The sequence below is a fragment of the Ancylobacter gelatini genome, from assembly GCF_022601675.1.
In the GTDB taxonomy this organism is placed as follows: domain Bacteria; phylum Pseudomonadota; class Alphaproteobacteria; order Rhizobiales; family Xanthobacteraceae; genus Ancylobacter; species Ancylobacter gelatini.
This window is the reverse complement of record NZ_JAKVIL010000002.1, coordinates 227732-240578: the sequence shown is the minus strand read 5'-3', so window position 1 is coordinate 240578 and position 12847 is coordinate 227732. Positions and strand designations below refer to the sequence as shown.

The window sequence follows — 12847 nt, the reverse complement described above, 5'->3', positions numbered from 1 at the left end:
CATGTCGTCCACGTTCGAGACCGTTGCCAACATCATTGCCGAAACGTGCGACATTCCGCGCGAGAACATCACGCCGGAAAGCCACGCCATCGACGATCTCGGCATCGACAGCCTGGACTTCCTCGACATCGCTTTCGCCATCGACAAGGCGTTCGGCATCAAGCTGCCGCTCGAGCAGTGGACGCAGGAAGTCAACGAAGGCAAGGCGACGACCGAGCAGTATTTCGTGCTCAAGAACCTTTGCGCGCGAATCGACGAGCTCATTGCCGCCAAGTCGGCGTGAGCGTTCGGCGCGAGGCTTCCGGTTCGAAGCTTCGGGCGTGACGCATTCCGCGTGACGCCGCCGGCCGTTTTGGCCGGAGGATCATGGCAGCAGGGCAGACGATGCGGCTCGAATATTTCCAGATGGTCGACAAGGTGCTCGAGCTCGATCTCGAAGCACGAACCTTGAAGACAGCGAATATCGTGCCCGAGCAGAGCCCGATCTTCGAGGGCCATTTCCCCGGGCACCCGCTGCTGCCGGGTGTCCTGCTGTTCGAGATCATGGCGCAGAGCTGCGGCATGCTCCTGCTGCGCCTGCACAATTACGACCGCATGGCGTTCCTCGCCTCGGTCGACAAGGGCAAGCTGCGCACCTTCGTGACGCCGGGCCAGGTGATCGAGGTTCATGCGAGCATGGAGCATGACGGCTCCGGCTTCGCCCGCCTCAAGGCCAAGGGCCTGGTCGACGGGAAGCCGGTGTGCAGCGCCGACATCACACTCAAGACGATGCCATTCCCGGCACCGGAACTGAGGGGCTATCTGCTCACCACGGCCGAGCGCATCGGCATGCCGATGGGTGAGCCGCAGGCCCCCGACGCGCGCTCCTGCGCAGGAAATCTCTCGCATGTCTGAACGTCGCGACGTCTGGATCACCGGCATCGGGCTTGTCTCGTCGCTCGGTGAAGGACTTGAAGCCCATTGGGATGCCCTCAAAGCCGGCACGCGCCCGGTGGTCGACGAGACCGGCTTCGCGCCTTACGTGGTGCACCCGCTGGCCAAGGTCGAGTTCGACAAGCAGATCCCCAAGAGGGGTGACCAGCGCCAGATGGAGCCGTGGCAGCGGATCGGCACCTATGCCGCCGGCCTCGCGCTCGATTCCGCCGGCATCAAGGGCGACAAGGAGATTCTCGGCCGCACCGACATGGTGGTGGCGGCGGGCGGCGGCGAGCGCGACCAGTCGGTCGACGGCGCCATCCTCACCGACATCGAGAAGCAGGCCAAGCCCGACGTCTTCCTGAACGAGCAGCTCCAGTCCAACCTGCGCCCGACCCTGTTCCTCGCCCAGCTCTCCAATCTGCTGGCGGGCAACATCTCGATCGTGCACGGTGTCACCGGCTCCTCGCGCACCTTCATGGGCGAAGAGAGTTCGGGTACCGATGCGGTGCGCATCGGCTGGTCGCGCATCGCGGCCGGCACCAGCGAAATCGCCCTGGTCGGCGGCGCCTACAATGCCGAGCGGCGCGACATGCTGCTGCTGTTCGCGCTCAAGCGCCTCGCCATGATGGCTCCCTGGTCGCCGGTTCTGGCGGCAGCCAAGGGCATTCCCACCGGCTCGGCCGGCGCCTTCCTGGTTCTGGAATCGCCCGAGCACGCCATGGCGCGCGGGGCGACCCCGATCGCCAAGCTCTCCGGCGTGTGGTCCGAGCGCGCGCGCCGCACCGAGGCGGGCGCTGTGGAAGCCATGATCGAGGAACTGGTGACCGTGGCGCGCGGCGGCAGCGACGAGGCCACCGCGGTGCTGTCCGCCGCCTGCGGCGCTCCCGAGCCGACCGCGGCGGAAGCCGCGGTTCTGGCGCGCTCCGGCCTGCCGGTCCGCTCGGTCACCGATCGCGTGGGCCACGGACTTGAAGCGCAGATGCCGGTGGCGCTCGCCATCGCCGCGCTCGCGGTCTCCAAGGGCGGCCTGTTCCCCCCGCTGGAGGGCGAGCCGCTGGAAAAGCCTTTCGATGGAACGCTGAAGCGTGCCATCGTCACCGGAGTGGGGCATTGGCGCGGTGAAGGCGTGGCGCTCGTGGAGAGCGTCGACTGAACCGCTTATATGAGGGAGCCACTGGCTCCTGAGGATGAAATAATGGCGTCCTATACCGACAAGGCCGGCCGGCCGATCGTCGTCGTGACCGGCATGGGCATGGTGACCTCGCTCGGCCAGGGCAAGCAGGATAATTGGGCGAAGTTGACCGCCGGCAAGTCCGGCATTCACCGCATCACCCGCTTCCCGATCGAGACGATGAAGACCACCATCGCCGGCACGGTCGATTTCCTGCCCGAGAGCGGGCGCACCGCGCCGGACCTCTCCGAGGAACTGGCCCAGCTCGCGGCGGAAGAGGCGATCGCCGAATCCGGCATCGGCTCCAAGGGCAACTTCCCCGGTCCGCTGTTCTGCGCCGTGCCGCCGATCGAACTGGAATGGCCGCAGCGCCGCATTCTCGCGCAGGAATCGGCCGCGAACGGCCCGATCTCCTATGACGACCTGCTGCGCGCCGCCGAGACCGGCGGGCACGACGCCTGGCACGAGCGCTTCCTCTACGGCTCGATCGCCGACCATCTGGCCGACCGCTTCGGCACGCGCGGCCAGCCGATTTCGCTGTCCACCGCCTGCGCGTCCGGCAACACCTCGATCCAGCTCGCGGTCGAGGCGATCCGGCGCGGCGATTGCGACGCGGCGCTTTCCATCGCCACCGACGGCTCGGTGACGGCCGAAGCGCTGATCCGCTTCTCGCTGCTGTCCGCGCTCTCCACCAATAACGACGTCCCGGAAGCGGCCTCGCGTCCCTTCGCCAAGAACCGTGACGGCTTCATCATCGCGGAAGGTGCCGGGGCGCTGGTGCTGGAGAGCCTCGAACACGCCGTGGCGCGCGGGGCAAAGATCCTCGGCGTGCTGGAAGGCGTGGGCGAGATGGCCGACAGCTTCCACCGCACCCGCTCCTCCCCGGATGCGAAGCCCGTGATCGGCTGCATGCGCGCCGCGCTGGCCGATGCCGGCGTCGCGCCCGAAGACATCGACTACATCAACGCTCACGGCACCTCGACGCCCGAGAACGACCGCATGGAGTTCACCGGCATGTCGGCGGTGTTCGGCGAGCGCATCGGCTCGATCCCGCTGTCGTCCAACAAGTCGATGATCGGCCACACGCTGACCGCCGCCGGCGCCATCGAGGCCGTGGCCTCGCTGCTGACCATTCTGAACGGCCGCATTCCGCCGACCATCAATTACGAGACGCCGGACCCGGCGATCCCGCTCGACGTGGTGCCGAATGTCGCGCGCGACGCGCAGGTGAAGCGGGTGATGTCGAACTCCTTCGGCTTCGGCGGCCAGAATGTCTGCCTGATCATGACGGGCGAGCCGGCGTGACCTCATCGCGTGTTCTGGTTACCGGCGGCGGTCGCGGCGTGGGCGCCGCGATCGTGCGGGCGCTGGCACTCGCCGGCTTCGAGGTGGTGTTCACCGTGCGCACCGCGACCGCGGAAGCGCAGGCACTGATCGAGGCGATCAAGGCCGAAAAGCCCGACGCAATCCTCACGCCCCGCAGCCTCGACCTCGCCGACAAAGCGGCGGTCGGCGCCTTCGCGGCCGAGGTCGCCGAGGAGCCCGCCTATTTCGGCTTCGTCCACAATGCCGGCACCAGCTATGACACGCTCGCCGCGCTCGTCGACCAGACGAAGGCGGAAGAGCTTATGCAGGTGAACTACTGGTCCTTCGTGCGCCTTGCCGGCGCGCTGGTGCGCCCGATGACCCGCGCCCGCGCCGGGCGTATCGTCGCCATCGGTTCGATCGCGGCCGATGTCGCCAATGCGGGCAACGCCATCTATGCCGGCTCCAAGGCCGCGCTGGCCGGCTATTGCCGCACCCTCGCCATCGAGAGCGCGCGGCGCGGCGTGACCGTCAACGTGGTCGCGCCCGGTTTCGTGGATACCGCGATGCTGGAGCCTTACGCCGCCTATCGCGCCAATGTCGAGAAGCAGATACCGGCCGGGCGCTTCGCGCGGCCGGCGGATGTGGCCGGCGTGGTGGATTTTCTGCTCTCACCTGGCGCGGCTTATGTGACCGGAGCGACACTTCCGGTTGACGGCGGGCTTACCGCTGCACTAGCCATCCAGCGCTGATGTTTTCTCGTACTCTGTTTCAGGAGTGAGCCACGCCATGCGCGCGCTTCAACTCGTCTCCGACCGCCAGCTTTCCCTGGTCGACCTCCCCGCCCCCGACGCCCCGGCGCCCGGCGAGGTTCAGGTCGCCGTCAAGGCGCTCGCACTCAACCATATCGACGTCTGGGGCTGGCGCGGCATGGCCTTCGCCAAGCGCAAGATGCCGCTCGTGGTCGGTGCCGAGGCGGTGGGCGAGGTGACGGCGGTCGGCGAGGGTGTGACCCGCTTCAAGCCGGGCTCGCGCGTCGCCATGTATGGCGCGCTCACCTGCGGCCAGTGCCGCATGTGCAAGGCCGGCCGTGACAATCTGTGCGAGGAGGTCGCCGGCGTCATGGGCTTCCATGTCGACGGCTTCGCCCGCGATCAGCTGAACATCAAGGATCGGCTCTGCGTGCCGATTCCCGAGGGCATCGACTGGGTGGATGCCGCGACCGCGCCCGTCACCTTTTCCACGGTCGAGCACATGCTGTTCGACAACGCCAGGCTCGAGCCCGGCGAGACCATTCTGGTCCACGCGGCGGGCTCCGGCATCGGCACGGTGGCGATCCGCATGGCCAAGGAGATTGGCTGCACCGTCATCACCACCGCCGGCGACGACGAGAAATGCGCCAAGGCGCTGGCGCTCGGCGCCGATCACGTCATCAACTACAAGACCGAGCGCTTCGAGCACGAGGTCCGCAAGATCACCAAGAAGAAGGGCGTCGACGTCGTGTTCGAGCATGTCGGGGCGGAGACCTGGAATGGCTCGCTGCTCTCCATGCGGCCGGGCGCCCGCCTCGTCACCTGCGGCTCGACCTCGGGCGTCTCGGTGAACATGAACCTGATGCAGCTGTTCCAGCGCCAGTACCGCATCATCGGCTCGTTCGGCGCGCCGATCCGCGCCATTTCGGACGGGCTGGTGCGTATGGCGCGCGGGGTGAAGCCGGTGATCGACAGTCAGTTCCCGCTCGAAGAGTTCGAGAAAGGACTGGAGCGCCTGGAGACCCGCCGGGTGTTCGGCAAGGTCGTCATCACCTTCTGACGCCCGGAGAATTCGCGCATTGACCACGGCCCTGCCCTGGCACAAGAGGCTGCGCGACAAGGCGCTATCAGCGGCCGTGTGGACGCTGATCCGCGTGATGCGCCTGCAGCCGCCGCAATTCGCCTCCTGGGTCGGCGGCTTCTGGGCGCGCAGGATCGGGCCGCTCACCTCGATCAACCGCACGGCGCTGAAGAACCTGGCCCTCGCCTACCCGGAAAAGACCGAAGCCGAGCGGCGCGCCATCGCTGTCGGCATGTGGGACAATCTCGGCCGGATGGCCGGTGAGTTCGTACATCTCGACCGCATCTGGCAATACAATATGTGGGAGCCGTCGAAGAGCCGAATCGAGACCACGGGTGTCTCGAACTTCGTCGCCATGCGCACCGACGGCAAGCCCGCGCTCGTCTTCACCGCGCATCTGGCGAACTGGGAACTGCCCGCCATCGCCGCTGCCGCGCAGGGGCTGGACAGCGCGGTGCTGTTCCGCGCGCCCGACAACCAGTTCTTCGCCGACCTGCTGTTCAACGCCCGCGCCAGCGTGATGGGCAATCTCGTCGCCGCCTCCCATGTCGCGGTGTTCGAACTGGCCGCGGTGCTCGATCAGGGCAAGCATCTGGGCATCCTCGTCGACCAGAGCCGGCGCGGCGGGCCAACGGTGAATTTCTTCGGCCAGCCCTGTTCATCGAACCCGACCATTGCGCGCCTCGCCCGGCTCTATGAATGCCCGGTGCACGGGGTCCGCGTGATCCGTCTGCCCGGCGGGCGGTTCCGCATCACCTGCACACCTCCGCTCAACCTGCCGCGCGACAAGGACGGCAAGATCGACGTCGACGGGTCGATGCAGGCCATCACCTCGGTGGTCGAGGGCTGGGTGCGCGAGCATCCCGAGCAATGGACCTGGTTCTATCGCCGCTGGCGGAACTAGCGCGCCGGCTCGGCCGCGTGACAGCACAGGCAGAGCTTGTTGCCTTCCGTGTCACGGAAATAGGCGCCGTAATAATCGGCGTGGTACTGCGGCCGCAGCCCCGGCGCGCCCTCGTCCGCGCCGCCAAGTTCCAGCGCCAGAGCATGCAACCGGTCGACATCGGCGCGGCGCGCGACCTGAAACGCCGTCATCTGGCCATTACCGGGATGTTGCGGCGCGCCGTCATGGGGCGCGCCGATGATGAAGAGCGGGCGGTCGACGCCTGGCATCTTCCATCCCGCCCACGGATGCTCCGGCTCGACGAATTTCAGCTCCAGCCCCAGCGCTTGCAGCAGCGGCGCATAGAAGGCCATGGCCCGGCCGAAATCGCCGACGCCGACATGGATATGGGAAAACATCGCGCCTCTCTCCGATGGCCTCTCTCACGAAAAAGGGCGCCCGCTGGGGCGCCCTCATCCTGTCACGTCCCGCGGGGACGCTGCACGCTCGCCAATCGAAGGGTCACTTGCCGCGCTTGAAGTCGCCCCAGGTGCGGGTGACGACGCGCTGCACCTTCTGCGGATAGGTGGTGACGGTGAAGAGCTTGTCCTGCGTCTCCTTGTCCGGGTAGATCGACGGGTTCTCCAGAACGTCCTTGCTGATGAACTTCTGCGCGCCGAGGCTGCCGCTGGCATAGGCGATATAGTCGGAGTTCTTCGCCGCGACTTCAGGCTTCATCATGTAGTTGATGAAAGCCAGCGCCTCTTCCGGATGCGGGGCATCCTTCGGGATCGCGAAGTTGTCGAACCACATCAGCGCGCCTTCCTTGGGGATGATGTATTCGATGTTGACCGGCGGCTTGCCGGTCTTCTCCGCCGCCTCTTCGGCGCGGGCCTTGGCCTGCAGCACGTCGCCCGACCAGCCGGTCGCGATGCAGATGTCGCCGCCCGCCAGGGCGTTGATGTAGCCCGACGAATCGAACTTCTTGATGAATTTGCGGATCGGCGCCAGCAGCTTGCCGGCGGCCTCGATGTCCTTGGGATCCTTGGAGTTCGGATCGAGGCCGAGATAGCGCAGCGCGGTCGGGATGATCTCTTCCGGGCCATCCAGCATGTAGACGCCGCAATCCTTCAGCTTGCCGAGGATTTCCGGCTTGAACACGATGTCCCAGCTGTTGAGCGGGATGTCGCCGAGGCGCTCCTTCACCTTGTCGACATTGATGCCGATGCCGGTGGTGCCCCACATGTAGTTCACGGCGTAGTCATTGCCGGGATCGTACACCGCGAGGCGGTCGGAAATCAGCGGCCACTGATATTCGAGGTTCGGCAACTTGGACTTGTCGAGCTTGGCGAACACGCCCGCCTGAATCTGCCGCTGCAGGAAGGAGCCGGTCGGCACGACGACGTCGTACCCGGTCTTGCCCCCGAGCAGCTTGGTCTCCAGCACCTCGTTACTGTCGAAGACGTCGTAACGTACCTTGATGCCGGTTTCCTTGGTGAACTCCTCCAGTACCGACTCATCGATATAGTCGGACCAGTTGTAGACGTTCACGACCTTATCCTGGGCGGACGCCGGCGAGATCGCCAGCACGCCGAGGAAGCCTGCCGCGATTGTCGAGAGGAGGCGGGACATCCTGTTCTCCTTGAAGGAAGGTTGCAGTGTTCTGGATAGGAAAACACGTCATTGCAGACTAGAGGCTCGCGCCAGCCTGCTCAAGCCTTATGCACGCTCACAAATACGTCTCATACTCGAGAGGGTTGATACGCCGCTCGAAGGCAGCCAGTTCTGCTTCCTTCATGATGGCGAACACCCGCCGATATTCCGGCCCGAAGGCACGGGCGACGAAATCGGAACCGGCGAAGCCGCGGATCGCCTCGCCCATATCGTAGGTCAGCAGCGGGGCCTGCGCCTCATAGGCATTGCCGACCAGCGGCGCCGGCGGCACCATCTTCTTATCGATGCCCTCCAGCATGCCGGCGAGGATCGCCGCCAGCACGAGGTGAGGATGGGCGTCGGCACCGGCGATGCGGTGTTCCAGCCGGCGCGCCTTGGGCGGACCGTTGGGCACGCGCACCGCCACCGAGCGATTGTCATATCCCCAGGAAATGCCGGTCGGGGCATAGCTGCCCGGCACCAGCCGGCGGAAGCCGTTGTAGCTCGGCACATAGAGCACGGCGGTGTCGGCCATGGTTTCCAGCAGCCCGGCGGCGCAGTTCTTCAGCAGGGTCTCGCCCGCCTCTCCCGCGCCGAAGGCATTGCCCCCGGCCGCGTCGGTGAGGCTGACATGGACATGCATGCCCGAGCCGGCGAATTCGAGGAAGGGCTTGGCCATGAAGCTGGCGCGCAGCCCGTGCTTGCGGGCGACGCCATCGATCAGCCGGCGCAGCAGGATCGCGTCGTCCGCCGCCGCCATGGCGTCGCGGCGGTGATAGAGATTGACCTCGTACTGGCCGGGCGCGGCCTCCGAGATCACGGTGTCCGCCGGCAGGCCCTGAATGCGCGCGGCCTCGCGAATGTCGTGCAGCAGCGGCGCATAGGCGTCGAGGTCGGACATGGAATACATGTTCTGCCGCGCCGGCCCGGTCGAGGAGGCGGCGAAAACCGGCTGCGGCACGCCATCGTGCCCGGCCGCCGGCTTCATTAGGTAGAATTCCAGCTCGAAGGCAACGCACGGGTGCAGGCCGAGCGCGGCAAGGCGCGCCACCTGGCGGGCGAGCTTGTGGCGCGGGTCGAGATCCCACGGCCTTTCGCCGCCGCGCGCATCGGGCTCGTACATGGACAGCATGACCTGCGCGGCCGGGCGCGGCGACCATGGCACCGGGGTCAGCGTGCCGGGCACCGGGCGGCAGATGCCGTCGCGGTCGCCGGTCTCGATGTGGATCCCGGTTTCCTCAACCTCGCGGCCCCAGATATCCAGCCCGAAGATGGACAGTGGAATGGCGACGCCGTCGCCCCAGATCTTGCCGCCCGCCGTGCCGGGAATCCATTTGCCGCGCAGCACGCCGTGGGTGTCGGGCAGCAGCACCTCGACGATATCGGGCGCGCCATGCGCGGCGATATAGGAGCCGAACTCGTCGGCGGGGGCAGTTTCGCTGGCAGCGGCCGCGGTCAAATTCGCGGCATCGGGCAATGGCATGATCCACCTGGAAAGAGACCCGGAACCCTTTCCATCCATCAGGTGAAATCGCCTGCTCGATGGAAAAGGTTCCGGTTTCGATAGTCTGGGGCCTGTTCTGATCGCAAAAGTCATTCAACTTTTGCGGAACATGCCTCGGCACGATTTTGGGCATGCCGGCCGGGCTCTGGTCAAGCCACGCGCCAGACACGCACCCTACTCTTGTGCCATGCCGGACCGCTTGACGCACGCAAAATGTGATCACATTCTCTGGCGACGCTTAACGAGACAGCCTTGCAAGGTCCATCATGACGCTTCCCCGCTCCACCGCCGAACTGCGGGCGCTCGACGCCGCCCATCACCTCCACCCGTTCAGCGACAACAAGGCGCTGGGCGTGGAAGGCACGCGCGTCATCGTGAAGGCGGAAGGCGTGTGGCTGACCGATTCCGACGGCAACCGCATCCTCGACGGCATGTCCGGCCTGTGGTGCGTGAATGTCGGCTATGGCCGCGACGAGATCGTCGACGCGGTGGCCGCGCAGATGCGCGAGCTGCCCTATTACAACACCTTCTTCAAGACCACCCACCAGCCGGCGATCGACCTCGCCACCAAGCTCGCCGAACTGACGCCGCCGCAGTTCAACCGGGTGTTCTTCACCGGCTCGGGGTCGGAATCCAACGACACCGTGATCAAGCTGGTCCGCCGCTACTACCAGATCAAGGAGAAGCCGGAGAAGCGCATCATCATCTCGCGCCGCAACGCCTATCACGGCTCGACGGTGGCCGCCGGCAGTCTGGGTGGCATGGCGCCGATGCATGAGCAGAGCGCGCCGATCGCCGATGTCGTGCACATCGCCCAGCCCTATTGGTGGGGCGAGGCGCGCCAGGGCGAGACGCCGGAGGAATTCGGCATCCGCACGGCCCGCGCGCTGGAAGCGACCATCGACGCATTGGGCGAGGACCGTATCGCCGCCTTCATCGCCGAGCCGGTGCAGGGCGCGGGCGGCGTGATCGTGCCGCCGGCCACCTATTGGCCGGAGATCGCCCGCATCTGCCGCGAGCGCGACATCCTGTTCATTTCCGACGAGGTGATCTGCGGCTTCGGGCGTACCGGCCAGTGGTTCGGCTGCCAGACCTTCGGCACCCATCCCGACATGCTGGTCATGGCGAAGGGCATCACCTCCGGCTACATGCCGCTCGGCGGGGTGATGGTGGCCGACCGCGTGGTCGAGGTGCTGCTGGAAGGCGGCGACTTCAACCACGGCTACACCTATTCCGGCCACCCGGCCGCCTGCGCCGCCGCGCTGGCCAATCTCGACATCATCGTGCGCGAGCAACTGGTCGAGCGCGTCGCCAATGATGCCGGCCCGTATCTCGCCGCGCGCTGGCGGGCGCTGGCCGAGCATCCCCTCGTCGGCGAGGCGCCGATGGTCGGCCTCGTCGGCGCGCTGGAGCTGACGCCGGACAAGCTCGGGCGCACCAAATTCCCCGATGTCGGCAAGGTCGGCACGCTGGCCCGCGACTTCTCGTTCCGCAACGGCCTGGTCATGCGCGCGGTGCGCGACCGACTGATCATCGCACCGCCGCTGACAATTTCCCATGGCGAGATGGACGAACTGATCGCCCGCGCCCGCAGGACGCTGGACGAGACCTATGCGGAGCTCAAGCGCTGGGGCTGGGTAAGCTGAGCGCCGAGCGCCGGGAAGGGATCGATGGACGCGCCGTCACTGCCCGAGGGCTATGAGATTTCCACCGATCCCGCGCGGCTGAATGTCGACGTGATCCATGGCTTCCTGTCGCAGGAAGCCTACTGGTCGCCCGGCATTCCCCGCTCCGTCGTGGCGCGGGCGCTCGCCCATTCGCTGTGCTTCGGCCTCTATCATGGCGACGCACAGGTCGGGCTGGCGCGGGTGGTGACGGACACCGCGTCCTTCGCCCTGCTCGCCGACGTCTTCGTGCTCAAGGAGCATCGCGGCAAGGGCCTCTCCAAGGCGTTGATGCAACGCGTGATCGATCATGAGGACCTGCAGGGCCTGCGCCGGTTGCTGCTGCTGACCTCGGATGCCCATGGCCTCTACCGGCAGTTCGGCTTCGAGGAGATCGGCAATCCCTGGCGCTTCATGGAAATCCTGCGGCCGGACAATTACCGGCCCTGAGCCGGTGCACCCGTTTCTCCGGCACCGTTTATCGCGCTAGGATTGCGCGCCGCCCAATGAGCCACGGCAGGGGCCAGCCGCTGATGAACGTCAAAATGAACGACAGCGCCGCCGGCGTGTCCCATTCCCGCATCGCGGCCCTGCGCACCGAGACCGAGGCGCTCTATCTCGGCATGCGCCCGCGCACCCGCGCGGCCGCCGGGGCGGCGGCGCATCTGTTCGAGGGCGTGCCGATGCACTGGATGGTCGACTGGTCGACCCCGGTGCCGCTGGTGGTGGCGCAGGCGACGGGTGCCCGGCTCACCGACATTGACGGCCACGGTTATGATGATTTCTGCCTTGGCGACACCGCCTCGCTGTTCGGACACGGCCCGGCGCCGGTGGCGCAGGCGCTGATGCGGCAGGCGAGCCGCGGGCTCGCCACCATGCTGCCGAGCCCGGATGCCGGCGTTGTCGGCGACCTGCTCGCACAGCGCTTCGGCCTTGCCCGCTGGCAGGTCGCGACCACCGCGACCGACGCCAATCGCTTCGCCCTGCGCGCCGCGCGTGCGGTGACGGGACGCCCGCGCATCCTCGTGTTCGACGGCGCCTATCACGGCGCGGTGGACGAGACCTTCGTGGAGATCACCGGGAATGGCCGCGTGGCGAACCGGCCGGGACTGATCGGCGAACCGCGCGACCTTTCCGTGCTCACCCGCGTCGTTCCCTTCAACGACCTCGACGCGCTGGAGGCGGCGCTGGCCGACGAGACGGTGGCCTGCGTCATCACCGAGCCGGCGATGACCAACTGCGCCATGGTGCTGCCCGCACCCGGCTTCCATGCCGGCCTGCGCGAAATCACCCGCCGTCACGGCACGCTGCTGCTGATCGACGAGACTCACACCCTCTCCAGCGGCCCGGGCGGCTATACGAAGCGCTATGGACTGCAGCCGGACCTGTTCGTGGTCGGCAAGGCCATTGCCGGCGGCATTCCCGCGTCGGTCTGGGGCATGAGCGAGGAGGTGGCCGCGCGGTTCCAGCGCGTGCTGGCCGACAAGCCGGATGGCCATTCCGGCATGGGCACCACGCTTTCGGGCAGCCCGCTCCAGCTCGCGGCGCTGCGCGCCACGCTGGAGCATGTGGCGACGGAGCAGGCCTATGCGCACATGAACCGCCTCGCCGACCGCATGGAGGCCGGGCTCGCGCAGGTCATAACGCAGGCGCGGCTGCCGTGGCATGTCGCGCGCTGCGGCGCGCGGGTGGAGGTGGTGCGCACGCCCGAGCCCGTGAGCGACGGGCGGGCGGCCAGAGCGGCCCATCACCCCGCGCTGGAGGCGGTCGTGCATCTGGCGCTGCTGGTGCGCGGCGTACTCATCTCGCCGTTCCACGACATGATGCTGGCTTCACCCGCGACCAGCGACGAACAGGTCGAGACGCTGATCGGGGCGACGGCCGAGGTCGTGGCGCGGCTGGCGGACTGACGCCGC

The 12847-nt window shown here is 67.1% G+C and carries 13 protein-coding genes; 10 read left to right on the top strand and 3 right to left on the bottom strand.

Annotated elements, in window-relative coordinates; genetic code table 11:
• The first annotated feature begins 1 nt into the window (after position 1).
• The 7 genes from MKI84_RS04400 to MKI84_RS04370 all read left to right on the top strand — a co-directional run bounded on the left by MKI84_RS04400 (position 2) and on the right by MKI84_RS04370 (position 6131).
• Positions 2-283, top strand: coding sequence for an acyl carrier protein (locus tag MKI84_RS04400; protein ID WP_241616807.1), 282 nt, complete (start codon positions 2-4; stop codon positions 281-283).
• A gap of 101 nt (positions 284-384) precedes the next feature.
• On the top strand, positions 385-894 hold the full coding sequence (locus MKI84_RS04395; RefSeq protein ID WP_241617555.1) for a 3-hydroxyacyl-ACP dehydratase FabZ family protein: 510 nt from the start codon (positions 385-387) through the stop codon (positions 892-894).
• Positions 887-2071, top strand: a complete 1185-nt coding sequence (locus tag MKI84_RS04390) for a beta-ketoacyl-ACP synthase (protein ID WP_241616805.1) — start codon at positions 887-889, stop codon at positions 2069-2071. The genes MKI84_RS04395 and MKI84_RS04390 overlap by 8 nt, the downstream gene beginning before the upstream one ends.
• Before the next feature lie 42 nt (positions 2072-2113).
• The gene (locus tag MKI84_RS04385) at positions 2114-3394 is read left to right on the top strand and encodes a beta-ketoacyl-ACP synthase (RefSeq protein WP_241616803.1); all 1281 of its coding nucleotides are present in this window, start codon (positions 2114-2116) and stop codon (positions 3392-3394) included.
• Entirely contained in the window at positions 3364-4146 is a 783-nt protein-coding gene (locus tag MKI84_RS04380) for an SDR family NAD(P)-dependent oxidoreductase (protein ID WP_241617553.1), read from the top strand. The genes MKI84_RS04385 and MKI84_RS04380 overlap by 31 nt, the downstream gene beginning before the upstream one ends.
• Before the next feature lie 37 nt (positions 4147-4183).
• Positions 4184-5206, top strand: a complete 1023-nt coding sequence (locus MKI84_RS04375; protein ID WP_241616801.1) for a zinc-binding dehydrogenase — start codon at positions 4184-4186, stop codon at positions 5204-5206.
• 19 nt (positions 5207-5225) lie between these two features.
• A complete protein-coding gene (locus tag MKI84_RS04370; RefSeq protein WP_241616799.1) occupies positions 5226-6131 on the top strand; it encodes a lipid A biosynthesis lauroyl acyltransferase in 906 nt (301 codons plus the stop codon).
• On the opposite strand, the gene MKI84_RS04365 is transcribed toward MKI84_RS04370, so the two are convergent.
• The 3 genes from MKI84_RS04365 to MKI84_RS04355 all read right to left on the bottom strand — a co-directional run bounded on the left by MKI84_RS04365 (position 6128) and on the right by MKI84_RS04355 (position 9246).
• Positions 6128-6529, bottom strand: coding sequence for a VOC family protein (locus MKI84_RS04365; protein ID WP_241616797.1), 402 nt, complete (start codon positions 6527-6529; stop codon positions 6128-6130). The two genes, MKI84_RS04370 and MKI84_RS04365, sit on opposite strands and share 4 nt — an antisense overlap.
• A gap of 103 nt (positions 6530-6632) precedes the next feature.
• The gene (locus tag MKI84_RS04360; RefSeq protein WP_241616795.1) at positions 6633-7742 is read right to left on the bottom strand and encodes a polyamine ABC transporter substrate-binding protein; all 1110 of its coding nucleotides are present in this window, start codon (positions 7740-7742) and stop codon (positions 6633-6635) included.
• Positions 7743-7839: 97 nt separating this feature from the next.
• A complete protein-coding gene (locus tag MKI84_RS04355) occupies positions 7840-9246 on the bottom strand; it encodes a glutamine synthetase family protein (RefSeq protein WP_241616794.1) in 1407 nt (468 codons plus the stop codon).
• Positions 9247-9533: 287 nt separating this feature from the next.
• Between MKI84_RS04355 and MKI84_RS04350 the strand changes: the two genes are divergently transcribed.
• The 3 genes from MKI84_RS04350 (at position 9534) to MKI84_RS04340 (ending at position 12841) form a co-directional block, all read left to right on the top strand.
• Positions 9534-10913 (top strand): aspartate aminotransferase family protein, encoded by a 1380-nt coding sequence (locus MKI84_RS04350; RefSeq protein ID WP_241616792.1) that lies wholly within the window; start codon positions 9534-9536, stop codon positions 10911-10913.
• Between the two features lie 24 nt (positions 10914-10937).
• Positions 10938-11381 carry a GNAT family N-acetyltransferase gene (locus MKI84_RS04345; RefSeq protein ID WP_241616790.1) on the top strand — a complete coding sequence of 148 codons (444 nt, stop codon included), beginning with the start codon at positions 10938-10940 and terminating at the stop codon, positions 11379-11381.
• Positions 11382-11476: 95 nt separating this feature from the next.
• A complete protein-coding gene (locus tag MKI84_RS04340) occupies positions 11477-12841 on the top strand; it encodes an aspartate aminotransferase family protein (RefSeq protein WP_241616789.1) in 1365 nt (454 codons plus the stop codon).
• Positions 12842-12847: the final 6 nt, after the last annotated feature.